This window comes from Bacillus sp. 16GRE42 (assembly GCF_019837435.1).
Taxonomy (GTDB): Bacteria; Bacillota; Bacilli; order Bacillales; family Bacillaceae_G; genus Bacillus_A; species Bacillus_A wiedmannii.
Window position 1 is genome coordinate 535,025 of sequence record NZ_JADAXF010000001.1, and the last position, 25,091, is coordinate 560,115.

Genomic DNA, 25,091 nt, shown 5'->3' on the forward strand with positions numbered 1-25,091 from the left:
GTAATTAAATATAAGTAAATAAAATTAATTTACAGTTAATTTCATTCACTTATATTAATGTCACCTTTTCCCGTCCCAGGTACATCTTCTAATAACATATGCCTCCTTGCTATGAGAGCTATGGCTGCAAGTTCAATCGATTCATCTTTTCCTATAATAACCTTCGAAATATTGTTAATAATTTTCTTTAATGTACTCATATATTTATCTCCCACCTATAATAATTCAGAAAATCAAGAAATATTATTCCCGAATTATAACACATTACGTTAGAAGTAAATATATTCCTATCAAAATAAAAAAGATGACCTCAGCCATACGCTAAAGTCATTTTTTTCTACTAATTATTTTACTAGTTCACCACTATAAACTTTTATATCAAGTGGCGCAGTTAAAAATTGTCGTGCTTTGCTAACGAAAGATGTGAAGTGTTCACTCGTATTATGACTCGCAACTGCCTCTTCATCTTTCCATACTTCTACCATCGTATATACATTTTCTTTTTCTGTATCTTTATATAAGTCATAAGATACATTTCCACTTTCTTCTCTTGAGCCATGAAGTAGTGGCTGAATTTCTTCTAAAAATGATTGTTGTTTTGCTGGATCTACTTGAAATATTGCGTGAATAATAATCATGGTGTTTCCCCTCTCATATCTCACTTATTTCTGTATTTATAAAATTACTTCCACTCAGCAACTTTTTCAATTGGAAGGCGTACTGATTGGTAACCACTGTCAGCAGCTTTTCCGATAGAAATTAACATTACTGGTACGTGACGTTCTTTATCTAATCCGAAAGCTTCTGCGATTTGGTCTTTTTCAAATCCGCCAATTGGACAAGTGTCATAACCATGAGCACGAGCTGCTAACATAAATTGCATCGCTACAAGACCACCGTCAATTAGTACAGTATCTTTCATTACTTCTGGTGTAACCATTGAGAAGTAACCTGAAAGTTTTTTCATTTGATCTTCTTTTACTTCTGCTGGCATTAAACCGCGCTCTACTGCTGTACCGTAAATTTCTTCTGCGTTATCAAAGTTGTTTAAGTCACCAAACACAGCGATCATTGCTGAAGATGTTTCTACTTGAGATTGATTGAATTTCGCAAGTGGCGCAAGTGTTGCTTTCGCTTCGTCACTTTCAATCACTAAAAATCTCCATGGTTGCATGTTCACAGATGATGGTGCAAGTGTTGCTGTTGTAAGAATTTCTGTCATTTCTTCTTTACTAATTTTCACTGAAGGATCGTACTTACGAATTGAACGGCGTCCTGTTAAAATTTCGTTAAAATCATTTGTTTGTACTGAGTTAGTCATAGTTGAATTCTCCCTTTTTTAAAGTTCTTTTATATTTTCTTGAATGCGGTCTAACATTGCTAAAAGATTATCGCGCTGTTCTTCACTTAATCCTTTAAATGCAGATGCTGCAAAACGTTCTTTTTCCTCCTGATACACTTGAATTTTATTTCGTCCCTCTTCAGTTAGAGAAACTAACGTAATTCTGTTATCATCTGGATTTTTACGTCTTGTAATCATTCCATTTGCTTCTAGCTGTTTTAAATGCCTTGTAATTGCGGCATTATCAATATTCACTTCTTGCTGAAGTGCTTTTTGACTAATTTCACCTACTTCATATAACTGAAGTATAAGCTCTAATCGAGACTGGCTCATACCCGTACACCCTTCGAATTTTGAACTTACTTCTTTATTTAGAAAGTGTAATTTATATAAAATAATCGCTTCTTTCGAGCATGAACTTGTCAAAATACCCCTCCTTTACATGCAAAAAAAAAATGTTTGATGTATCAATAGTTGATATGTCAATTAATATAATCTATATCGATTTAGAATGCAAGCATTTTGTTTTCATTTATATTTTTCCAAATTAAGACGCTTTGTCGCGTTACAAAAAATGTTAATTGCACTATAATAGTACTAATTTAAATGACTGGAGAGTGATTGTAATGCGGCAATACACAAATAGAAATGAGGAGATAAAAATGGAAAATGAAATGAGGATATTCACATATGACAACAATAAATATAGGGATTGTCGCGCACGTAGACGCTGGCAAGACGAGTTTGACTGAGCGTATTCTTTATGAAACGAATGTAATTAAAGAAATTGGCAGAGTTGATAGTGGAAGTACGCAAACTGACTCAATGGAATTAGAGAGACAACGCGGAATTACGATTAAAGCATCTGTTGTATCTTTCTTTATTGATGATGTAAAAGTAAATGTCATTGATACACCTGGACACGCTGATTTTATCGCTGAAGTAGAGCGATCATTCCGCGTTTTAGACGGTGCAATTTTAGTTATTTCTGCTGTTGAAGGTGTGCAAGCACAAACAAAAATTTTAATGCGGACATTGCAGAAACTAAACATACCAACAATATTATTCGTAAATAAAATTGATCGTAATGGCGCAAATACTGAAAAAGTTATGAAACAAATAAAAGAGGTTCTTTCAAATGAAGCATTCCCTTTCTACTCTGTAGAAAACGAAGGAACAAAGGAAGCACGAATTATTAAATACAAATCATATGACGACTGTATGGAACTGTTAGCACCATATAATGAATCATTACTTGAGTCATATGTAAATAATGAAATCGTACCGGGCACACTATTAAGAGAGGAACTCATTAAACAAATAGCGCAAGCAAATGTGTACCCGATCTTTTTCGGTTCAGCCATGACAGGTATGGGTGTAACTGAACTGCTCGAAAATATTTCAGCCTTATTTCCAGCTAAAAAGTCGGCAGAAAATGAAACATTATCCGGTGTTGTGTTTAAAATTGAACGTGAACCTTCTGGGGAAAAGATTGCATATGTAAGAGTTTTTTCTGGTCGTTTACACGTTAGAAAATATGTTGATATACAGCGCGGGGAAGCTCTGGCACATAAAGAAAAGATTAAGAAAATATGCATGTTTCATAACGGAAATGCTGTTCAAGTTTCTACCGTTTCTAGCGGAGAATTTTGCAAAGTGTGGGGACTGAGTGATATTAAAATTGGTGATATTATCGGTGAACGAACGGATTATATAAAAGACATTCACTTTGCCGAACCACAAATGGAAGCTGCTATTGAAGCAGTACCAAAAGAACGAATTCATGATCTATACGCTGCACTTATGGATCTATGTGAAGAAGATCCGCTCATTAAAGTGTGGAAAGACGATATTCATAATGAACTATATATTCGCCTTTTCGGTGAAGTACAAAAAGAAGTAATTGAAACAACACTTTATGAGAAATATAATTTGCAGGTTACTTTCTCAAATACGCGAGTTGTATGTATTGAGAAACCACTTGGCGTAGGGAATAGTGTTGAAGTAATGGGTGAAAAAGCGAATCCATTTTACGCAACAATTGGTTTTAAAATCGAACGTGGTGAGCTTAACTCTGGCATAACATATAAGTTAGGTGTTGAACTTGGATCATTGCCTTTAGCATTTCATAAAGCAATTGAAGATACTGTATTTCAAACGTTAAAACAAGGTTTATACGGATGGGAGGTTACGGACGTTATCGTCACATTAACCCATACTGGTTATGCTAGTCCTGTTACAATAGCAAGTGACTTTAGAAATTTAACACCACTCGTTTTAATGGATGCTTTAAAGCAAGCTGACACATTTGTATATGAACCAGTTAACGAATTTGAATTGACTGTACCAGAACATGCAATTAGTACCGCGATGTATAAGCTTGCTGCTATTCCAGCCACTTTTGCAGAGCCTATATTCATTAATGATTCTTACCAGTTAACTGGGTCATTACCTGTCACGAAGACAGAGAATTTTAAGCGAATGCTTCATTCATTTACAGAAGGAGAAGGTATATTTACAACGAAGCCATCTGGTTATACAAAACTAAAGGCTCCCTTTCCTACTCGAAAACGTGTTGATTATAATCCTCTGAATCGTAAGGATTATTTGCTTCATGTGTTGAGGGCTTATTAAGTAAAAAAAGAGGTGCAATTTGCACCTCTTTTTGCATGTATTGATAGGTTAGTTTGTCCTAACAACTTCTTTAAGTTTTCCTATTATTTTTGCTATCGCTTCAATTGAATTCTCTGTTTCCAATCCCCCAACATTTACAGAATGATTTGCGTTTTTGACAACTTCAATTTGTAAATTCGTTTTATGTAACTGATCGATTTGATCTGCATTATATTGGTGATCTTTATCTCCAATTACTAATAGCCCTTCATGATGACTATGTAGGATCGAATCAAAAATGGAATCAAAAGTTAGTAAAGGTGTAAGTAGTATCATTTTTGACTGTAAAAACTCTTCCCTCTTCATTAAATCATTTGCAATCGGAATCGTTCCGAGTGACTTCCCTAAAAACATTGTATGATTGTATTGCTCACCTTTTAATACTTTTTTCATTACAGGATTAATATCATCCATCATTATTTTCGTTACTTCTTCGATTGGTTTATTCATTACTTGTTCGTCATAAGAATAATGAATATGTACTACATCTATTTTATTTTCGAGCATAAGCATCGTCGCATAATAAAATAACGGTTTATCGTAATTGTATCCTGAACCTGAGAACATAAAGCAAACCGTACTAGAACCTTTTTCGATATGTGTGTAACGAATTACCTTGTCATTTATATGTACCTCTTTTTTAGTCCCCTTCACCGTTTTCTCCTCCGAATACGTTTACTTTTGTAAAACGATATGTTCTGTATGAACTGCGATATCCTTTATTTTCTCTTTTATAAATGCTGGCTGTAAGTTATATGCATGTAACTCTTCTACCGGCACCCACTTAAATAGATATGTTCCACCCTCTTCTTCCAAAATATATTGATCCGCTCCATTTGCAGGTAACTCCTGTAGCTCTACTTCATAATAAAAACTAATCTCATGAAACTTCCTCTCAGAAAGTGTAAAGAAATTTTCTACTGACCATATTAATCTCTTCCCTTTAATAGGAACAGCTAGTTCTTCTGCAAATTCTCGTTGTAACGCATCTTCACTATTTTCTAGCATTTTCACTCTTCCGCCTGGTACGTACCAAAAATCTTCACCGTCACCTTGCAGAATGAGTATTTTATTATCATGTTTACAAATTGCTCCGACCCGATAATTAAAACATGTTTCTTCAACTTTAAATGTTAGATCCATACCGATTGCCCCCTATACTTTATTTGAAAATCGCTATAAAACTATTATGTATGTGCTGTACAAATAAGATTACTAAATTTTTCTATTTCATTCAATAGTTTTTGAATCTTCTGATTTTTTATCATTACAGGGATATAGTTACTTTACACTTTATCCTGTCTTATCTAATGAAAAATTCGACGATATAGATATCGAGTTTGACTGGAATGAAGATGACGAAAAAGGTTTGAAAAAGATGTTTCCTAGGTTATGGGAAATGTATGAGGAAGAACCGAGATAAATATTAGGACTCTGTTTAACCAATAGACAGAGTCCTGTTTTCATAGAATCCTTATTTACACTCTCTTTGTTTCATTCCACTTATCTAACAGCTCCTTTTCTCTTTCAATTGAAATACCTGCTTTTAATTCCCATTCGTCCACACTCTTCATCCACTCATACACATCTGTAACTGTATGTTCTAATTTCCTAAAAGTAAGTCCTTCTTTAACAGCTCTCTCAATACTAATATAAAAACCACCTTTCCAAGGCTTTGTCTCACCTTCTAATAAAAAAGTTTCAGGAAGCCATAGTGGCATCTCTGTCCAAGGCTGCACTTTATGTTCATTCATAAACGATTCATCTATCCAAACGAATGCGGCATCACTATTCGTAACCTTTTTGCACGTATTTAATAGCTCTTCCATCGTCAATTCATAATTTGGACCTGTAACATTGAATGTACCTGCTTTATTATTTTCTGCCATGTTGAGTCCAAAGCTCGCGACATCTTTTATATCAACGAATTGCACTGGACGATTTTTTCTGCCTGGTACTAACACTTTACCTCCTTTTGCTACACGCTGAATCCAGTATGTTAGTCGATCTGTATAATCAAACATTCCTGAAAGAAGTCCTGCTCTTACGTGTAAAACACGCCCTGGCCAATATTTATCTGCTTCTTTTTCGCATAATACTTTCAGTGCACCATAATGCTCATAAGGAGATATTTCACCATTCTCTACAGCCTTTATTTGCTCTTCCATTGGTTCAGGTTGTAATATATAGTCTTCTTTTATGTCATGCGGAATCCAATCTTTATATACGGAAAGGCTAGAGATGAATATATAGTGTTCAATATTATCTTTCAGTACTTCTCCAACATTTCTAATGTGATGCGGAGAAAACCCACACGTATCCACGACAACATCCCATTTTCGATTTTCTAAACTTGATACATCATCACTTCTGTCACCGATAAGCTGCTCCACTTCAGGAAAAACTTCTTTGTTTGTTCCGCGGTTAAATAATGTAACTTCATGCCTTCTGTTCAAAGCCTCTTTTACAACAGCTCTTCCCAAAAATCGTGTACCACCTAGTATTAAAATCTTCATGGTTCTCCCCCATTCGTGATTAAAAATCCTTTCTTTTGTTAAACGATTTTTTGTGCTGGAAAGTTACGGGGAATTTGTTATTTTACTTTAATTCTACAAATAAACAAGAATCCATTTTGAAAAATTAATCAATACGGATTCTTAAATTAGATATAATTATTTTACTGTATATTTGTTGAATTACTAACTCTGCACAATTTCCCCATCAACTAACTCAATAATTCTATTACACTTATTCGCTACTTCCATATCATGCGTTACAATAATAATTGTTCGTCCTTCTTCATTCAGTTGTAATAGCAAGCTCATAATTTCTTCTCCTGTTTTTCTATCTAAATTTCCAGTCGGTTCATCAGCCAATATTAATTCTGGTTCGCCTACTAACGCTCTAGCAATTGCGACGCGCTGCTGTTGTCCACCTGATAACTCGTCCGGTGTTTTATGCATATGTTCTTTTAAACCTACTTTTTCTAAATAGAACTTCGCCTTATTTTCTCTTTCTCGTTTCCTTAGCTTTCTATACGTGAGTGGTAGTGCTACATTATCCAGTACAGTATGTTCTTTTAACAATGCAAAATATTGAAAAATAAATCCAATCATTTCATTTCTTGTTTTATGAACTTTATTCGCTCTAATTTCATTTAATGGTTTTCCATTTAACGTATATTCACCCTCATTTGGCATATCAATTAACCCTATAACATTTAATAGTGTACTTTTCCCTGAGCCTGATCGCCCCATTATTGCTATAATTTCGCCCTTATTTATTGTTAAGTTTATACCGTTTAAGGCGAACGTATTGTGATTCTTGTTACTATACACCTTTTTAATATCTATTAGTTCAATTAAACCCATTATTCCATCCCACCTATTAATGTTTTCGGTTCGAGTTTTCTAATAAATAAGAAGACAATTACATTCGAGACAATGATGATCAATAATAAGAAAAGAAATACTAAAAATAATATAGGCATGTCCAATTTAAAGTCTAATGCCGATACTGCTTTAAAATCCTTTGACATTTGCAGCAGCTTCCCATACCTCCATGAAAAGTAAGCTATTGACATTCCTAAGCCCGCTATTGCTACAATAATGTTTTCTAAAACAATTTGAATAAACATTCCAAATTTACTTTCGCCAAAAACTATTTTTATACCAAATTCCCTCTTTCTCATTAAGATAGAAACGATGGTTGTTACCGCCATTCCGACGATCGAGAATAGAATGAATAAGATTCCTACTATAAGTTGAGGTAATTCAGAATAGCTGTTAAGAGTAACATCTATATTTATTTCATCACCTAAATTTTTCAAATGAAACGTTCCACCGTTTCCTTTAAGTTGAATTGATTCTTCTAGTTTCTTTACATCTGCATCTTTTCGTAAATGTAAAACTGTACTTTGATGCAGTCTTAAAAACATTCCTTCATAATTTTCATATCTATTAGATGACATAGGCATTATCATTGCATAATCCAACTTCAAATAAACGTTCGTTGTATTATTATCTACGATAAATTTATTCTCTGGTAAAAAGCCTATAATTGTATATTGATTATTAATTGTATCCCCAACTTGAAAATATTTCTTAAAGTAAGAACCCATTAATACTTTTGTTTTTTCTTCACTATTTTTTGGAAAATCTTCATGCAAGAAACCCTCTTTAGGTTTTAAATGTAAACCTAATAATTTATAGTAATTTTCATCTACAACAATTGTTTGAACAGTAGGTCTTTCATCGTGAAACGTTTTATGTTTCAAATCAGCAATCATATTGTTTTGAAGTGGTCTATTACTTGATTCTATTTCAATTAAACTCTCCTCGTATGTACCATACGAAATCACGTCTTTATTTTGATGAATTGTATTATAAACCGCTTGAATTTGCTCTTTATTAAATTGATTGCTTTGTAACCTATCTGTCGTCCTTTCAAAAGTAACTAAATATGTTTTATCCACATTTAATGCTGAGCTGGATTTATCGTTTAGATGGTGTAAATTATAAAATACATTAATTGAACTCGTTATAGTTGCTAATCCAAATGTAATCTGTATTAGAAGAAGTACCGAAAATAGAAATCTCTTTTTTAATGCTATGAACGCACTTTTTATTCTCATCATTTTTACTCCTTTAATGCTTTAGCAGGTTCACTTTTAAGCACATATACAAATGGTATAACAGAGAGGATAAAAGCTATATTAAGTGAAAGAAATACACACATTACAATATGAGTAGGCTGTAAACTAATGCTATAGCTTGTAGACTCTATAATACTTTCACTCAAAGTGCTAAAAATCCATTGTATGCATATCGCACAGGCTGATGCGATGATTGCACATAAAAATAATTGACTAAATATAAAAATAAAAAGATTTACATTACTTGCTCCCAAAGATTTCCTTAGCGAAAGACTTTTTTTCTTCGTATAAATCCAATAATAACTTACTATTATACTGGTAATTAAAGCTATACAAAAAAGCCTAAATGGAAAACTTAATAACTCTTTCACAGCTTTACTTGAGTTTTTTTCTTTCTCAAAATTCTCTTTTTCACTTATCACTTTGGCATTTATATCTTTATTGTTCTGGTTTATATGCTGTATGAAAGTGTTTATTTCCTTTATAGGGTTTTCGTTAGAACGAACGATCATTTGGAATGTATTTTCATTTTGGATCATTTTTTTCACTTCATCTGGCATATCATATAAAGCGACGTAAATTTTAATATTATACTCATATCCAGTATTTGCTCCAGCTACACCTTTAACTGTATATTCCTTATTAAATAGTTTTATTGTTTCCGTATCCTTATAAATCTTCTTCCCGACTATTACACTATTTTCTTCATTTTGTTCCATCTGAGAACCTTTTAGCAAAGGTGGAGACCAATTTTTATTAAGGAGACCATTCATTGTTGCTCGGCCGATACCCGGAATAGTAATACGAATATCATTTGTAATAACACTAGCATTTTTAAAATCAGTCTCTACTAACGTCTGGAATTGTTTGAAATTTAATTCCCCTATATTAGTAAGTTGAACGGAATAGTAATAATTAAAATAACCATTTTTTCTATCATAAAATTTCTCATCATAATAATCTTTCGTCGACATTGCTATAAGTATCGGCCATATTGTCAATACAAACGCAATAAATAACATAATGAATATTGCTTTGTTTACCACTATTTCTTTTAATACTAAATTCATATATCCTCCTCATTTTAAAAACCGCGAAAAAGGTATTTATCCTTTTTCACGGTTTTTGTTGATTGTTATCTAATTACCATTTCCTTAGAGGTGTAGGCACTATCCCCTTTCATTACCCATTCATGACCCGAATAACCAGTGGTAATTGGCCCTCTGGATGAAACTTTAACGTTCACACGATCTGTAATTTTAGCATTATTCTTTTCTACCTCTTTAGAAGACCCATCATCAAAGCTAGCCCTTACAGTCATCTTGTAAAAATGAGGTTCATTTGTTTGCGCAGTGTAGGCGTGTCCGGTAGCCTTTCCTCCGCTCCCTTCCCATTTCCCATAAGAATCCCAACTAATCGAAGCAAATGAAACGGAAGAAACCATACCTAATAAACAAGCAGTTAACCCTGTAGTAGCTAGAGTTTTTTGAAGTAAGTTTTTCATATAAACTCAATCTCCCTTGTTTAAAATATTCACTTAAATATTTAAGTATTTTCAGGCCTTGTCCTCATTATACATAAAAAAAATAATCTCATATTAAAAAATCCTAATTTTTACATTTTCCACACAACCCTTACATTGCTCTGAACTTTCCGTCATAAAAGAAAAAGATGGTATGAAACTCCCATTCACACCATCTTTTTGCTTCCGTTATTTATTTGATCCTGTATAAGGAAGAATATATTTCACAATCAATTCCCATCTATCCCGTACATTCGGCATAACTTCAGAAGCAATTACTACAACCAAATCCTTCTTCGGAATACAACAAATCAAATTCCCACCATCGCCCATTGCACAGTATGAAAAGATTCCAGCCTCTTCTCGTAACCACCATAAGTAACCATATTGATTTTGGTTCATTTCTGTCGATTCTTTTATCCATGATTTTGATAGTATTTGTTTTCCATTATGAATACCTTCATTCAAAAACATCTGTCCAAACTTAGCCATATCTTTAACTGTTAACGTTAGTCCCCAGCCGCCTGTCGAAATACCATTTGGATCATGAACCCATCCTTTTACATCTTTTCCGAATAAGTCATCGAATCCAAATGCTTTCATATTGTAGTTTGGGATTTTTCTCATGCCGAGTGGTTGAAATAAGTACTCATTCGCAAATTCACGCGCACTTTTTCCTGTTACGTTCGTTATAATCGCTGATAGTATATGAGCTCCTGCAGATGAGTATTTAAAAGATCCGATTTCTCCGCCATTCCCCATTCTATTAAGTGTATACTGTATCCAATCCTCTTGTGTACATAGTTCTTCTAACGGTTCCTGCCAGTCTACGAAAGGATGTGGAGCTTTCATCATAAGAAGATGTCGTACTGTTATTTCAGATGAATTAACGTTATATTCCGGGAAAAATTCTATTACTCTTTGATCAACGCTTTTTATATAGCCTTTATCTACACATAGTCCAATTAACGCAGAAATAATCGTTTTTGTGACTGACGCTATATGAAATGCATCATCTGGACCGTGACCGTTATAATATTTTTCAAAAATAACATCACCTTTTTGTACTACTAACATACCATTCATATTTTCATATTCTTCTTTTATAATCTGATCTAACTTTTCAGCAGTTTGCATTGTTCTTCCCCCTTAATCAATGATTAAAAAGGTTCGATAGGTACATATATATCAACTATATGTTTATTTTCCGGGTGCTGCTTTGGGTCATTTTTATACATTTCAAAAGGATACGAATTTCTCGGTTTATATCCGCTATTTGGTAGCCACTCGCCGTATAAGAAATCCCATGCTCCTTTATATTCGTTTTGGAATATTTCAAAATGGCCTATCGCATACTTGCCTGAAGGTATTACCATTATTCCAATGTCACTCGTTTCTACTGCGGATTCATTCGGAATTGTTATACAAAGACTCGTTCTTAAATGATTGTCTTCTGTAAATTCATGATGATCATGATAAATGGTTAATACTTTCGTATCCTCGAATACATGGTAGTTTTGCTTCGATGCGTAATAAAATAGTTTCTCTATCATTTTTGGAAAAGCAATCGTTAACTCTTCATATGTACCGATATGCCTTATGTATGCGACGTTTATATCGTCTGCTGATACAATTTCAACATTTCCTCGAACCTTCTTACACTCATTGTATTGAGAAGTTCCGCTTACGTCTTTGCAATTCTTGCTATTGTGGTTTCGATATTGAGACGGACTTACTCCGTAATAATTTTTAAATGTGCGGGAGAAAACTGCTGAATCTGTAAAACCAAAATGGTAAGCGATATCCGTAATCGTCATATCTGCGCGATATGTAAGTAGATTCGTTGCCCTTTCTAACTTCAATCGGTTTACATACCGTGATAATGGCTCGTCTACGATCCCCTTAAAAATCCGATGAAAATGAAACTTTGAAAATCCTGCTACATCCGCTAGCTCTTCAATTGAAATTGAATCATTTATGTTTGATTCTATATAATCTTGTACCTTATAAATGCGTCTTAAGTACTCATTTCTACTTTGTTTACTCTCCATACTTTTATCTCCTCACAACAAAAAGGCTAACGTTAAGCTAGCCTACTTTTATACATTTTTCAAAAACAAAACTCTACTACCGCCATTCCCATCATAATTTGTATGTACCGATACACCCTCTATCTCATCATCCCCGGCATCAATTCGAAAACCGATTTCTTGATGAAACTGTATCGACTTTTTGTTAATTGGTGACGTAATTGCTTTTACAACTTTACGATTATTTGCACGAGCGATATCAAAGAAATAAGAATACAATGTCGATGCGATTCCTCTTCTTCTATACTTCGGATTGACACCGATAAAATGAACATATGCTTCATCTTTATATGTTTGTGAAAAGAATCCACATAAGAAACCTAACGTTTCGCCATCTTCTTCAATGATAAAACTCGTTTCTTGAAAATGAACGAAGAACAGTTTTGGCAACATAGCAGCCATATCTCTACCGCCCCACCAATCATTTAAAACAGAATGAATCTTTACATAATCTTCCCCTTGGATGTTTCTTACTTGCATATGTTTCTCCCTTTCACTCACTTCATTTTTTCATAAATTTTAATAACCGTTTCTACTAAAAGGATGAATACCCATATTCCACAAAATACAAGAACAGACTGAAATATCGATCCAATTATCATAACACCAACTGCACCTGTTATTGAAAAAGATATTCCACCAAGCCCTGGATCCTGTATAAATGCTCCAGCAGAAAAAGCGGTTATAATTGATACTATTAAATAAATAACACTCATTATTTTTAATATTTTTATAGAAAGATACGAAGTTTGTTCTTTCTCCACTTGTGATAATTCGATTTCCCCGCTCGCAATTCCTTTTTGCAAACAGTCCTCACATAAAAATTCTTCCTTAATTTTTTTACCCCCATGTATTGTACCCGTTATCTCTTTACACCTTGAACATTTTCGATTTATCATGTTGTTACCACTCCAATCTATTAAGATTATACTTATATCATTCTGCATTTACCTTAATATCCCTTTTATGTATTTTATAGAGAAAGGTCGTGTTTTATGATTTCAAAACTTACGTTTAGCTCGAAAAAGCGTACCGTTCATTATGTATTAAGACCTAGTTGTTATGCAGTTATTTTCCATTCATCTTCTTCAATGATTGCTGTTATCCAAAAAGCAGACCGTTACTTTTTACCTGGTGGTGGTATGGAAGGTAATGAAACAAAAGAAGAGTGTTTGCACCGTGAACTACTAGAGGAATTAGGATGGGCAATTGAAATTGATCAATATATCGGTAATGCGGCTCGATATTTTTATGCAGAAAAGGAAGATATATATTATTTAAATGACGGGTTCTTTTATATTGCGAACATGGTGCAGAAACAAACTGAAAACTGTGAGGATGATCATGTTCTAAGGTGGATGTCTCCTTTACTTGCTGTAGAGCTTCTCATTCATGATCATCAAAAATGGGCCGTTGAGCAAGCTCTTTTATTACGAAAACAAAAGGGATCTCCTTCTATATGAAAGAGATCCTTTTTACTACTAACTTACTTTTTTCAAATTAAGTGCAGGCTTTTTGATTCCGCCTTTTTTTACAACATATAAACCGATAAAGATAATAAGACCGCCAACGAGCTGCATCATATTAATTTGCTCTCCAATTGTAACTGCCGCAAAGATAACTGCGAACAATGGTACGAGATACATATAAACCATTACTTTCGTTGAGCCTATTTGACTAATACCGACATACCACATTGCTAGTCCGAAGATGGTCGCAAAGATGATTGAATATGCTAGTGAACCCCAGCTTGGCGTATCTACTGGCCATGTTAAAGAGTTTACATTGAATAAACAGTATATAACTAGTGGTACAATTCCAATTAAAGTAGACCATGATGTAACTCTCATTGCGGAGTACTTTGTAATAAGAGGTTGCGCTAATATTGGATACCATCCCCACGCAATTGCTGCGACTAATCCAATTACATTTCCGAGCCACGCATATTCGTAAGTAGCTCCTCCTATATGTCCTGTTAATAAAACGAATGCTGCACCAATAAACGCTATTATTGAACCTATTTGTACTTTCATCGAAAAACGTTCTTGTTTGTGCAATACTGCTAATATCCCTGTAAAAATAGGTGACATCGCAATTAATAATGAGGCGTTCGTTGCTGAAGTATATTTCACAGATAGCATAAACATCGTTTGATACATTGCCGTACCAACGATACCGACTGCTACTAGTCGTAACCAATCTTTTCTTTCAATACGTAATGAGCGTTCCATTAAAAATGTAATAAGTAATAATACCGGAGATGCTACTAAAAATCGTAAACTATTAAATTGAATGGATGACATATATGCCATGCCATACTTTCCAATTGTATAATTTGCTCCCCATACTAATGCTACTGATACTAGGAGCCACTCCATTTGCCATCGTTTCATCCGAATCTCCCCTTCCATATTTAGCATAGTAAAATTGGCTGGATATAGCACCGTCCAATTGGCTGTTTTTTTCCCCAGCCAATTTGTTATACTTAATGTATATAAGAGATGCGGAGGCGTTTATATGGAATGGAAGCTAGATAACGACAGTAAAATCCCAATTTATCAGCAAGTAGTTGACTTTATTGAGAAACGTATTACATACGGAGAACTTCCTCCTGGAAGCTTCCTCCCTTCCGAACGGAAATTAGCTACGCAGTTAAATGTAAACCGAAGTACGGTAACGACTGCTTATAATGAACTACGTGCTATGGGGATTGTGGAAAGTACGACTGGTAAAGGGACACGTGTAAGTACACATATGTGGGGCGTTTCTCCAACATTAACTCCGAATTGGAGAAATTTCGTAGAAGGTGGTACTTTTTTACCAAACTTACCGTTACTTCGCCATATTCGGGCAGAAGTACAACAAAATGAAAATATCATTGATTTCGCAAACGGCGAGCTCGGTTGTAACCTTTATCCTCACGATCAACTACAGACAATTTTACGAGAACAACCGTTAACGCATTCATTAAGTTATGATCATCCGCAAGGCTATCTCCCGCTAAGACAAGCGGTCGTAAAATATATGAAAGAATATTTAAAAGTTGAAGCGACTGAACAATCCATAATGATTACATCTGGCGCACAGCAAGCACTTCACCTTATCGTACAATGTTTATTAAATCCAGGTGATGCAGTTGCTTTCGAAAGTCCTTCACACTGTTATTCCTTACCGTTATTCCAATCAGCAGGTATTCGTATTTTCCCATTACCTGTCGATGAACACGGTATTAACCCAGACGATGTGCAAGAGTTATATAGAAAGCACCGTATTAAAATGATATTTTTAAATCCAAACTTCCAAAATCCTACGGGCACAATGCTTCATCCAAACCGTAGAAAAAAACTGTTATCACTTTGCGCAGACTTACGAATTGCGATTGTGGAAGATGATCCGTCCAGCTTACTTACGTTAGAAAAGAAACAACCTTGCCCTACTTTAAAATCGATTGATGAAAACGGAACTGTCATTTATGTACATTCCTTATCTAAAATGATTGCACCAGGTTTACGAGTTGGCTGGCTTGTCGCTCCGCAGTCTGTAGTAGAAAGGTTATCTGACGCAAGGCACCAAATGGAATTAGGTATGAGCATTTTCCCGCAGTGGCTTATGCAACAATTTTTCGAAACTGTACCATTTCAGTCTCATATCGTACCGTTACGAAAACAATTAGCAGAAAAAAGAGACGTTATCGTTCGCGCCCTAAATGAGCAACTTCACGATAAAATCTCTTTTTCAAACCCGACTGGCGGTATATACATATGGGGAAAATTAAAAGAACCGATAAACGAAAAACAACTCATTATGCAAAGTTTAAAACAAGAAATCGCCTTTATGCCCGGTAGTATTTTCGGTGCGAAAGATGGTTATATTCGTTTATCTTATGGAAAAGTGAATATTAATCAAATTGAGGAAGGTATTTCTCGTTTGCGAGAAGCTATTTTAGTTTGTGGAAAATGACTTTACATAAAGCTTTATCGTTTGACAAAAGAAAAATCTACCATTATTATCAACACGAACCTAGTTATAGGAGTGATAAAAATGAAAATTTACGTTGATGCAGATGCTTGTCCTGTAAAAGATGTAATTATTTTAGAGGCTACGAATGCAGAAATCCCTGTAACCCTCGTTACTAGTTTTTCTCATTATTCTAATGCAGAACAACCAAAAGGTGTGGAAACAATTTATGTTGATTCCGGAGCAGATGCTGCGGATTACCGCATAATGCAGTTAGCAAAAAAAGAAGATTTAATCGTAACGCAAGATTACGGTCTTGCTTCGCTTGCTTTAGCAAAAGGCTGTATCGTGCTACATCATAAAGGCTATAAGTATACGAATGATAACATTGAACAATTGTTACAAACACGATATTTAAGTGCAATGGTTCGAAAAAGTGGTAAACGTACAAAGGGACCGAAACCATTTACAGCAGAAGATAAAGAGAAATTTAGAGAGCTCTTTAAAAGTATGATCGCACTTTAAAAATGAATCGTCTATTTGCTAGGAAAACTTCGCAAAACAAAGAAGAGAATATCCAAATGAACATTCTCTTCTTGAAGTTTACCCTTTTAAAATGAAGGTAAATTATCTAAGTTATTTTCTTTTATTCCATCCGGTTCACTACGTATAATATCTCTACCATACTTATGAAATACGTCCACATGAGCTAACTTCCCTGATTTTGCTTCACTAAGAGCAGCTACATAATCTAACTCTCTCCCGCTACTTGTTTTAAACGCTATTAAATCACCATCATCATTTTTACGAACGGCAACAATTTGTTCTGCTCCTGAGTTGACTTCATGGTCTACTTCAAATTGCGCTTGCTCTTCTCCTTGATGTAAGTAATCATTGTAAACTTTTTCAAAGTCTTTTTTATCCATAACATTCACCTCCAACACATTTTATTAGTATGGTTGGGAGGTGTTGGTTTTATGTACTTTTTTATCAACTTACAAGACTTTACTTCTTAATTTAAGCTAAATTTAAGTGTTACTATTTTCCTGTCAACTTTATAATTGATTATATCGAAACGAAATTTGAAATGGAGAATGGCTAAGATGAATATAGATATTAATCGTTTAACTGATATTTGTTTAGAGTATCAGCAATCTAGATTTTATGTTACTAGAATCCCTAAAGATTTCTTATCAATTGCCAAAAAACGTTTTTCTATACCAACGGATGATCAAATTATTGCTTTTTTAAGTTGTAATTTATTTGGATTAGGCAAGTATGGTGTTTACTTTACGAGTTCGGGTTTATACTGGAAAAATTGGTTATTAAGTAAAGGAAGTTTAAAATGGGGTCAATTAATTGAAGTGCAACAAATTGAAATTGATAAAGATGGTTTCTTATCTTTTGATGCACAAAAAAGCTTCAATATTAACGGGAGTGATTATCCCCCACTGTTATTTAAAGAATTACTTATAGCTCTTACGAATTCATTCCGAAATTCAAAACAACATGATATACATCCAGTTATAAAAATGGATGAGATAAAATCCATTTGCTCATTATTTGAAACGTACAATGAATTATTAGAACCTGATAACGGATTATTTGTAGACACTCATATTTCAGACAAAAAGTTAAAAGCAATTGAGGCACGATTTATCGTTCCAAAAGAAGAACAAATCATTGCTTTTTTAGATACGTCTGTCCTTGGGAATATGGGGAAAGGATCTGATGGAGTATTAATTTGTCAATCAGGTATATATTTTAGAGAAACCTTTGTACACTTATATTTCCCATGGCATGTCTTTAAAAATATCCCTATTACTTTAACTTCAGATGAATTTGAAATTGGGAAAGGAAACATGTTTCATCTTCAACATGCTAGAATGCCTAGTCAAGATATTTTATTGTTCATCAAGAATTTAAAACAGTATGTGAATAGTTTATATGAAGAAAATCCACAATTACATATTTAATAAACTCGTTATGACATATACGCTCGTGTATAGTTAAGTCTAAAATTTCAATTCAACTAAAAAACCGATTATTTTTGTAGAGAGCCTACATGTATAATCGGTTTTTTAATCTTATTCTTTTCTTACATACTCATTTATAATGGCATCTAGTGATTTTTTAATACCTACGCAAACCCTTCAAAGTCTCCAATATATCATCTGTAAAGGCTGTACTACCTTCTGCCTCTAAAACTCTAAAATAAAAACTTCTTAAGAAAGTTCTAATATTTTGTACTAAAATAGCATGCTGCGGATGTCGGATGTCTTCAACAGTTGCTATACTATGTAGCCAATTGCTCCACTCTTCTCCAATTAAAATATTTTGGTTACGTAACGACATAATTGGCGCTACTAATCTTTCATCCTCAAAGTGTACATATACGTAATCACTCAATCGAACCTTCTGACGAACAGCAGCTAGTATTGCATATGAAAACTCACGATTTTGTATTGTACGTGCTAACGCATCTAGTGCATCAGCCGCATGCGCCGTAGAGTGTGCCCAGCCTTTTCCTTCTACGTATCCTCTTACATCTTCTTCTAAATATACATATTCCAGCACTTGTTCTGCCACACTGTATAGTTGTTCTTCAGATAACAGTGGTTCTCTTTCATGAACAGATAAAATAAGTGGCGGAATTAATACGGAGAATGCACGTTTAAATACAGAGTCTGTGCCCTTTTCACCAATTTTATAAAATAAATAATCAGGACTAATCGCTTGTAGCATTAACCCTCTTAATTCTTTTTGTCTAAACACATCATTTGTAATCCATGTGTGAAGCGTACTATAAATTAAATCATCACGTAATTCAGCATCAGGTGAACCGATATAATCTAGCATCCACTGCGCATATGGATATGCATCTACGTCTTCTGGTACAGCATAATTATTATTTTTAATTTGTAGTAGTTCTTCTTTTAATTCTAGTACTTCATTCATTATATTTCCTGTCCCCTTTTTACTTTATTAACTTATTTCCGCCTTATCCCCTTTAATTGCCTATCCTTATATGAACTTGATTCAATTATATATAATTTATCCTGATAAATAAAAGGAAATACATTAGAACTTCGCGGTCTCTCACTTTGTTTACATGCATTTCATGTAAGTTTAGGCTATAAAATAAAGTATTTTTTTCATTTATATTCAAACGTAGTTACAATCAAAAATTAAATCATTTTAGAACTTGTTTAATAAATTCTGTTTTAGCTTTTGTGTATGCTTCTCTATCTTGGTTAAACTTTTTTGCTAACTCTTGCTTTAGATTTGAATAATCATAAACTAATTGTGGATTTTCTCGTAAGCGGTTACGAAATAAAAGTTGTTGCTCCCATCGTTCAGTTCCTTTAACCATCAAATGCAGATGAGCTACACGCCTATTATTCTTCACTTTCACAAAGAACCTTCTCCAAGGTCTTTCATCTAATTCCGGGCCTACATAATGCCAATCATATATAGCCAATTTTGCTGAAATATCGAGCACTCTATCAAATGAGTCTGTTTCAGCCATTAGATCAATGATAGGTTTTGCAGGTAAACCAGGTATGGATGTACTTCCTATATGTATTACTTTGCTAATACCGAGAGGAGTAAGCAGTTCATAAAGTTGCCGTTCTTCATATCGGCCTTTATCTTGCCAATCAGGATTTGCATTAACTATCTCTACTGACTCATTCGCCCATACAGGCCAATCGTTCGGATTATCTTTTTTATCCACCCGACGCATCCCCTTTCACGAACTTTTTGTTATATAAAAGATTTTAAATTCCTTTAAATACAACTACCGGATCATCAAAATTACTATTCTGAAATATAACATTTGCACATTCTTTCGCATTATGCTCATCTATATACATCTTACAAGCCGCATGATATCTGTTTATAAACATTTTCTCTGCTTCTTCATAACTTCCAAAAGCCTCAGTCTCGCGCTCTGCACCACGTTTTCTCGCAATCTCAAAATCTGTATCTATGAAAATTTTATAGTCAAATAGATACTCAATTTCTTTTTTCAATAAAAATGTTCCATCTACTATTAGCACCATATTTGGCGAGGCCACTAGCGGCGTATTATGTACAGGGGTGTCCGTTATTAAGTTATGAGAAATCGTTTCATACTGTAAATTCCCGTTAGGTCCTAAAGGTTTTAATAGCCTTTCTTTGAAAGCTGTATAATCGTGTGCATCTTCATAATACCCTCTTGCTGATTCTTTGCCTTGTGTATAGCGAATCACTCTAGGGTTATGAAAATCGTCAATGCTGGCGCGTGTTACTGGTAATCCTCGTTTTTTTATTTCTTCAGCTAGTTCGTTTGCAAGTGTTGTTTTTCCTGAAGCTGTAATACCACTTACTCCAACTCTTGTTGGATGGGTTAAGTTTAATTTTAAAATATGATCTACAATTTCTTTCATGCGTTGTATTCGGTTCAAGATATTTCCTCCTACAATCAGTTTACATAATATAATTATAGGTAACAATTCGTTTCATTATTTGTCGGTAAGTCGATATCCTATTTCGAATCGTTGATATATTATGATTGGCTTACTTTCCCTTAAACCCTCGATACAATGCAGTCCGTAATTCTTGTTTGTATTCTTCAATTTCTGGCATATCGAGTTCTTCTGCTAGTCTGATAGCTAATTCAATATCATACGGTACACGTACGAGTTGAATGGAAAAGCTCGCTGCTTCTTTTTCATTGTAAGTTCCTTCGAATATTAAATAAGAAGCTTGTGTAATTTCCAGAGGATTACCTACGCTACCAGCATTACATAACGTTTTCCCTCTGAAATTTTGAACGAATGCTTGGTGAACGTCACCGTAACAAACGACATCTGGTTTTCTTTCCCCTTCTATATTCTCTGTGAGCTCACTATTTTCGAACATACTAATACGCTCTTCTCTTGTTGCATGTGGTTGAATTCTTTCATACAAACTTCTCGGTGAAGCGTGGAACATACGAATCAGTTTCCCACTCATATAAAACTCGATTGAAAATGGTAAGCTTCTTAAATACTCATTTTGTTCTTCTGACAATTGTTTTTGATGCCATTTTAACGCTTCAAATTCAGTCGGTTTTGTAATGAAATCATCCCAGTTCCCCATTACGGTTCCTTCACATTCTTTACGAACGATTTCAATTACTTCGCTAGAATGCGGACCTTTTCCTACTAAATCTCCAAGACAAATAATACGTTCAATTCCTCTTAATTTAATATCTTTCAGTACTGATTCTAATGCCGGAATATTACCATGTATATCTGAAATTACCGCAATTTTATCCAAATGAATCCCTCCGTTATTTATTGTTTATTATATCCTCATGTTGTGATTGATACCATTTTGGAATATAAGATGAAAAATGATTATGATCTTCTATAATTCGGTTCAATCTTTCTTTCATATCCTCTACTAAATGTGGTGTAGTTCGGTTTGTCCATACGATATCCGCTGGGAATGTCATCGCTGCATATAATGAATACAGTTTCCAAAAGTGGATTGACGGATCGCCTCCGCAATAACCGTGAACTTGTCCAACCGCAAATGGTTTACTTATTCTTGTAGTAAAAATCGCTACGTTATAAAAATCGTGTATTGGGTCACCAAAATCATATCCTCCAAAATCGATAACGATAAATTTCTTATTATGAATCATACTATTTGCTGGATGGAAGTCATCGTGTAAAAAGGTAATAGGGCGATTTTTCAATAATTGTTTATGCTCCCCTACAAAACTTAATACTGGCTTCAAATTAAGGAAGTCTATTTCATAGTTTGCTAACGCTTCTACGTATCTTTCGTATTTATTCCATCGAACCGTTTCCCATTTATTACTTGCACTTTCTCTTCCAATTGAGTGGATCCTCTTTAGTACTTCTCCTGCTTTTCTTCCTGCATTATACTGTTCTTCCACCGATAGCTTCCCTAAACCTTCTTCACCATTTACACCTTGGGCCCATTCAAATACTTGTACACATTTATTTAATTCCTCAAGTTTTATGAAATGAATTAACTTGGGCGTTGGAATATGTAATAACTCTAATTGTTTCATATACGTATATTCTTCTTGTTTACGTTCAAAATGAACAGCATCACATACTTTCACAAAATAAGTTTCTTCGTTCTTTAATTCAACTTTATATTTTTCTTCATGTGAAAAACCTTTTGAAATAGCTGTACACTTTACAATACGAGGCCATTCTAGTTGTCTCTCTATCTCTCTAAGCATTTCCTTCACAACGTTCACCTCTATCAATATATGTACAAACTACCTAACACTTCATGCTCTCGTTTATTTTCACCTTTAAACTCCACTGCAAATGGATATTCGCCATGACGCTTCAAACGTTCTAGTACTAACCCTTCTCCTATTGGTTCACAAAACTGCACATGAACATCACCAAATGATACGCTTTGACACTCCGCATTCCATTCTTCATTCTTTGTGATTGAGCTTGCAGTTAGCCCCATTACTTCTTTCCATTTCCGTACTGTTTCTCGAACATTTTTCACTGCGTAATGAATCGTTTCAATTTGTTGTACTTTATTTTTATGTTCAGTGATCGTCCCTATGTTACGTAAATCGTTTCTTCTTTCTTCGTCCGTTTCATTCCATTCTATAAAGAAAGGTAATTTCGGTCCGTTTTCCTCTTGCTTTACAAATAACATTTTCCACTCTAAAAGACGGCCATCTTTTCTTATACGTTTTCCTTCAAATGGTCCTATCGTATGTAAACCGTGCTTACTAAAATTATTTGCTAGGTCTTCAATGGCATCTGTTCGAATTGCGATTTGTAGCATTCCTTCTCCGTCTTCTAATTTCACTACTGTTTCTTGTACTAATGGATTGTCTGCTTTCTTCGCTTTTTCTTCATGCTGCACTGCTAAAAATTCTATATAGGATAAATCAAAATAACATAAACTATTCCAAGTACCCCAAGTAATATGCTCTCCGCCTACTGCAGTATGAAATCCATGCTCCTGCATTTGTTTTGCCGCTTCCTCCGGTGTACCATGTACCGCGTGTACGAGATGATCGAATCGTAACATGTCTTTCTCCCCTTTCTCTCCATCCTTTTATTGTATATTTTATTTTTCTTTCATTCAATTCAAAAAACTTTAAAACCTAGTTGATTTATACGATTAATATGTATTATAATGAAACAAATTTAATTATTGCTGATTGGAAAAACCAAAGGCACTTTTCTCATACGGGAAAAGTGCCTTTTTCATTTATTATTACAGGGGGATTATTTATGCAGAAATTAATTGTCTTTGCTATTATTGGATTTTTCGCTCAATTGATTGATGGGGCACTTGGAATGGCGTACGGGGTAACATCTACCTCACTATTATTAATGTTTGGTATCGCACCGGCTGTAGCTTCCGCATCTGTTCACTTAGCTGAAGTCGTTACAACCGCCGCTTCTGGTGCATCTCACATCAAATTTGGAAACGTTGATAAATATACCGTTTCCAGGCTTACATTACCAGGAGCAATTGGCGCATTTATTGGAGCATGTTTTTTAAGCAATTTACCTGGGGATGTAATTAAGCCGTACATTTCCGTATTTTTATTTACTTTAGGGGTTTATATTTTATTACGATTCCTCATTCAAAAACAAATTGTCACTTCAAAAAAACGTATGTCTGCAAAACAACTTGTTCCGCTTGGTTTATTTGCTGGATTCGTTGATTCAACTGGTGGTGGTGGCTGGGGCCCGATTACGACACCTGTGCTTCTAGCAAGAGGAAATGAAGCTAGAAAAGTTATCGGATCTGTAGATACGAGCGAGTTTCCGGTTTCACTCGCTGCAACAATCGGATTCTTCATTTCACTTGGCTGGGAACAAGTAAGTTGGGTTTGGGTATTTTCTCTCATGCTCGGTGGTATCGTTGCGGCACCAATCGCTGCATGGCTAGTACGCATCGTTCCTTCTCATTTACTTGGCGTATTAGTTGGTGGCCTTATTATCTTTACAAACATTCGTACACTGCTTACTACATTTAAAGTGGACCCTACTATTATTTCACTTTCTTACGTGGCAGTTGGTCTTGTCGTTATTATTTCTATTTTCATTGCTGTTCGCAATCATTCCAAGCGTTCTAACGCATCGACAACCGGATATCCGAATGATCAAAAACAAATGCTACCATAACGATAAAAATACCGCCCGATATACTTCGAGCGGTATTTTTTATTTTTCTATTTTCCAATTAATCATCGTTTCTGTAGTGCTAATTCTCTTCATATGTAATTTCTCTAATACACGAATCGAGCTTTCATTTTCAAGAAGTGTCTCCGCAATAATCGTTTCTACTTCTCCTGTTTGAAAAGCCCAATTTATTAATTCTCTTACAGCTTCTGTCGCATACCCTTTATTCCAATATTTCTCAATAAATCCGTAACCAATTTCTACTGTATGTTCCTCATTTGGTTTCCCTTTAAATCCTATATCACCTAGAACGATGTCATCTTCTTTGCGAATGACATACCACGCGCCCCAAGGTAATAAAACCTTATTTTGTTTTACATTTTCTACATGCCCTACAATATGCGGACCACTGTTATATCCTTGCTCGTTAGCAACTTGCATACTCTCTTCTGTACACGGTACTATATAGAGTCTTTCTGTTTCTAATTTCATGTTAATTTCCCCTTTTTTGCTTAAACGTTATTTTAATTATAACAAAAAATATGACCTTATTATGAATGTCGAATTATATTTTCAGAATTTTCTTTTAGTTTTAAAGGGTTTTTCAATATTTTTTGCGAAACATTTGTATAACAATTTCTTTATTTGTTTTTTGTTACATAACAGTAGGTTCGGGTGG

Annotated in this window: 29 protein-coding genes and 2 pseudogenes; 7 read left to right on the plus strand and 24 right to left on the minus strand. The window is 34.4% G+C overall.

The window, feature by feature from the left end; translation table 11 throughout:
• Positions 1-65: 65 nt before the first annotated feature.
• The 4 genes and pseudogenes from ILS93_RS02850 to ILS93_RS02865 form a co-directional block, all read right to left on the minus strand.
• A pseudogene (locus tag ILS93_RS02850) lies at positions 66-200 on the minus strand (AAA family ATPase); the annotation flags it as partial.
• A 144-nt stretch (positions 201-344) separates the two neighbouring features.
• On the minus strand, positions 345-638 hold the full coding sequence (locus tag ILS93_RS02855) for a putative quinol monooxygenase (protein WP_064475659.1): 294 nt from the start codon (positions 636-638) through the stop codon (positions 345-347).
• 44 nt (positions 639-682) lie between these two features.
• Positions 683-1,321 (minus strand): nitroreductase family protein, encoded by a 639-nt coding sequence (locus tag ILS93_RS02860; protein ID WP_088046658.1) that lies wholly within the window; start codon positions 1,319-1,321, stop codon positions 683-685.
• Positions 1,322-1,339: 18 nt separating this feature from the next.
• Complete coding sequence (locus ILS93_RS02865; protein WP_064475661.1) at positions 1,340-1,768, minus strand: MarR family winged helix-turn-helix transcriptional regulator; 429 nt, start codon at positions 1,766-1,768, stop codon at positions 1,340-1,342.
• Between the two features lie 264 nt (positions 1,769-2,032).
• Between ILS93_RS02865 and ILS93_RS02870 the strand changes: the two genes are divergently transcribed.
• Positions 2,033-3,976 (plus strand): elongation factor G, encoded by a 1,944-nt coding sequence (locus ILS93_RS02870; protein ID WP_222659897.1) that lies wholly within the window; start codon positions 2,033-2,035, stop codon positions 3,974-3,976.
• 48 nt (positions 3,977-4,024) lie between these two features.
• On the opposite strand, the gene ILS93_RS02875 is transcribed toward ILS93_RS02870, so the two are convergent.
• Positions 4,025-4,669, minus strand: a complete 645-nt coding sequence (locus tag ILS93_RS02875; RefSeq protein WP_088046656.1) for an alpha/beta hydrolase — start codon at positions 4,667-4,669, stop codon at positions 4,025-4,027.
• Between the two features lie 21 nt (positions 4,670-4,690).
• Positions 4,691-5,158, minus strand: coding sequence for an NUDIX hydrolase (locus ILS93_RS02880; RefSeq protein WP_088046655.1), 468 nt, complete (start codon positions 5,156-5,158; stop codon positions 4,691-4,693).
• A gap of 136 nt (positions 5,159-5,294) precedes the next feature.
• Between ILS93_RS02880 and ILS93_RS29180 the strand changes: the two are divergent.
• Positions 5,295-5,438, plus strand: a pseudogene (locus ILS93_RS29180) (DUF4240 domain-containing protein); the annotation flags it as partial.
• 55 nt (positions 5,439-5,493) lie between these two features.
• Here the strand turns inward: ILS93_RS29180 and ILS93_RS02885 are convergent.
• From ILS93_RS02885 to ILS93_RS02925, 9 genes are all read right to left on the minus strand, one after another.
• Positions 5,494-6,531, minus strand: a complete 1,038-nt coding sequence (locus tag ILS93_RS02885; RefSeq protein ID WP_064475665.1) for an SDR family oxidoreductase — start codon at positions 6,529-6,531, stop codon at positions 5,494-5,496.
• Positions 6,532-6,714: 183 nt separating this feature from the next.
• Positions 6,715-7,386, minus strand: coding sequence for an ABC transporter ATP-binding protein (locus ILS93_RS02890; protein ID WP_000522857.1), 672 nt, complete (start codon positions 7,384-7,386; stop codon positions 6,715-6,717).
• A complete protein-coding gene (locus tag ILS93_RS02895) occupies positions 7,386-8,651 on the minus strand; it encodes an ABC transporter permease (protein WP_179194429.1) in 1,266 nt (421 codons plus the stop codon). The genes ILS93_RS02890 and ILS93_RS02895 overlap by 1 nt, the downstream gene beginning before the upstream one ends.
• A 2-nt stretch (positions 8,652-8,653) precedes the next feature.
• The gene (locus ILS93_RS02900) at positions 8,654-9,739 is read right to left on the minus strand and encodes an FtsX-like permease family protein (RefSeq protein WP_098103117.1); all 1,086 of its coding nucleotides are present in this window, start codon (positions 9,737-9,739) and stop codon (positions 8,654-8,656) included.
• A 65-nt stretch (positions 9,740-9,804) separates the two neighbouring features.
• Positions 9,805-10,173, minus strand: a complete 369-nt coding sequence (locus tag ILS93_RS02905; protein ID WP_088048318.1) for a hypothetical protein — start codon at positions 10,171-10,173, stop codon at positions 9,805-9,807.
• A 207-nt stretch (positions 10,174-10,380) separates the two neighbouring features.
• Complete coding sequence (locus ILS93_RS02910; RefSeq protein ID WP_088048317.1) at positions 10,381-11,328, minus strand: serine hydrolase domain-containing protein; 948 nt, start codon at positions 11,326-11,328, stop codon at positions 10,381-10,383.
• Between the two features lie 23 nt (positions 11,329-11,351).
• Positions 11,352-12,242, minus strand: coding sequence for an AraC family transcriptional regulator (locus ILS93_RS02915; RefSeq protein WP_222659899.1), 891 nt, complete (start codon positions 12,240-12,242; stop codon positions 11,352-11,354).
• Between the two features lie 48 nt (positions 12,243-12,290).
• Entirely contained in the window at positions 12,291-12,761 is a 471-nt protein-coding gene (locus tag ILS93_RS02920) for a GNAT family N-acetyltransferase (protein ID WP_088048315.1), read from the minus strand.
• A gap of 17 nt (positions 12,762-12,778) precedes the next feature.
• The gene (locus ILS93_RS02925) at positions 12,779-13,180 is read right to left on the minus strand and encodes a DUF3980 domain-containing protein (RefSeq protein WP_000610481.1); all 402 of its coding nucleotides are present in this window, start codon (positions 13,178-13,180) and stop codon (positions 12,779-12,781) included.
• A 96-nt stretch (positions 13,181-13,276) separates the two neighbouring features.
• Here ILS93_RS02925 and ILS93_RS02930 point away from each other — a divergent pair, with 96 nt between their 5' ends.
• On the plus strand, positions 13,277-13,744 hold the full coding sequence (locus ILS93_RS02930; protein WP_098111781.1) for an NUDIX hydrolase: 468 nt from the start codon (positions 13,277-13,279) through the stop codon (positions 13,742-13,744).
• 18 nt (positions 13,745-13,762) lie between these two features.
• Here the strand turns inward: ILS93_RS02930 and ILS93_RS02935 are convergent, their stop codons facing one another.
• Positions 13,763-14,674 (minus strand): DMT family transporter, encoded by a 912-nt coding sequence (locus ILS93_RS02935; protein WP_222659901.1) that lies wholly within the window; start codon positions 14,672-14,674, stop codon positions 13,763-13,765.
• A gap of 124 nt (positions 14,675-14,798) precedes the next feature.
• Here ILS93_RS02935 and pdxR point away from each other — a divergent pair, with 124 nt between their 5' ends.
• On the plus strand, positions 14,799-16,241 hold the full coding sequence (gene pdxR / locus ILS93_RS02940; protein WP_064475673.1) for a MocR-like pyridoxine biosynthesis transcription factor PdxR: 1,443 nt from the start codon (positions 14,799-14,801) through the stop codon (positions 16,239-16,241).
• An 81-nt stretch (positions 16,242-16,322) separates the two neighbouring features.
• Positions 16,323-16,763 (plus strand): YaiI/YqxD family protein, encoded by a 441-nt coding sequence (locus tag ILS93_RS02945; RefSeq protein WP_064475674.1) that lies wholly within the window; start codon positions 16,323-16,325, stop codon positions 16,761-16,763.
• Positions 16,764-16,849: 86 nt separating this feature from the next.
• Here ILS93_RS02945 and ILS93_RS02950 read toward each other — a convergent pair whose 3' ends face one another.
• Complete coding sequence (locus ILS93_RS02950; RefSeq protein ID WP_098111782.1) at positions 16,850-17,164, minus strand: DUF3892 domain-containing protein; 315 nt, start codon at positions 17,162-17,164, stop codon at positions 16,850-16,852.
• A 177-nt stretch (positions 17,165-17,341) separates the two neighbouring features.
• Here ILS93_RS02950 and ILS93_RS02955 point away from each other — a divergent pair, with 177 nt between their 5' ends.
• Positions 17,342-18,214, plus strand: a complete 873-nt coding sequence (locus ILS93_RS02955; RefSeq protein WP_098103114.1) for a hypothetical protein — start codon at positions 17,342-17,344, stop codon at positions 18,212-18,214.
• A gap of 157 nt (positions 18,215-18,371) precedes the next feature.
• Here ILS93_RS02955 and ILS93_RS02960 read toward each other — a convergent pair whose 3' ends face one another.
• The 6 genes from ILS93_RS02960 to ILS93_RS02985 form a co-directional block, all read right to left on the minus strand.
• Positions 18,372-19,196, minus strand: a complete 825-nt coding sequence (locus ILS93_RS02960; protein ID WP_098103113.1) for a DUF2785 domain-containing protein — start codon at positions 19,194-19,196, stop codon at positions 18,372-18,374.
• Between the two features lie 235 nt (positions 19,197-19,431).
• Positions 19,432-19,974, minus strand: a complete 543-nt coding sequence (locus ILS93_RS02965; RefSeq protein WP_002168100.1) for a GrpB family protein — start codon at positions 19,972-19,974, stop codon at positions 19,432-19,434.
• A gap of 43 nt (positions 19,975-20,017) precedes the next feature.
• On the minus strand, positions 20,018-20,686 hold the full coding sequence (locus ILS93_RS02970; protein ID WP_103656005.1) for a nucleoside/nucleotide kinase family protein: 669 nt from the start codon (positions 20,684-20,686) through the stop codon (positions 20,018-20,020).
• A gap of 112 nt (positions 20,687-20,798) precedes the next feature.
• A complete protein-coding gene (locus tag ILS93_RS02975; RefSeq protein ID WP_098111784.1) occupies positions 20,799-21,542 on the minus strand; it encodes a metallophosphoesterase family protein in 744 nt (247 codons plus the stop codon).
• 13 nt (positions 21,543-21,555) lie between these two features.
• On the minus strand, positions 21,556-22,494 hold the full coding sequence (locus tag ILS93_RS02980; protein ID WP_103656004.1) for an aminoglycoside phosphotransferase family protein: 939 nt from the start codon (positions 22,492-22,494) through the stop codon (positions 21,556-21,558).
• Between the two features lie 14 nt (positions 22,495-22,508).
• On the minus strand, positions 22,509-23,306 hold the full coding sequence (locus ILS93_RS02985) for a VOC family protein (RefSeq protein ID WP_098111786.1): 798 nt from the start codon (positions 23,304-23,306) through the stop codon (positions 22,509-22,511).
• 98 nt (positions 23,307-23,404) lie between these two features.
• Between ILS93_RS02985 and ILS93_RS02990 the strand changes: the two genes are divergently transcribed.
• Positions 23,405-24,415, plus strand: coding sequence for a sulfite exporter TauE/SafE family protein (locus ILS93_RS02990; RefSeq protein WP_064475974.1), 1,011 nt, complete (start codon positions 23,405-23,407; stop codon positions 24,413-24,415).
• A gap of 39 nt (positions 24,416-24,454) precedes the next feature.
• Here the strand turns inward: ILS93_RS02990 and ILS93_RS02995 are convergent, their stop codons facing one another.
• Positions 24,455-24,904 carry a GNAT family N-acetyltransferase gene (locus ILS93_RS02995; protein WP_064475685.1) on the minus strand — a complete coding sequence of 150 codons (450 nt, stop codon included), beginning with the start codon at positions 24,902-24,904 and terminating at the stop codon, positions 24,455-24,457.
• Positions 24,905-25,091: the final 187 nt, after the last annotated feature.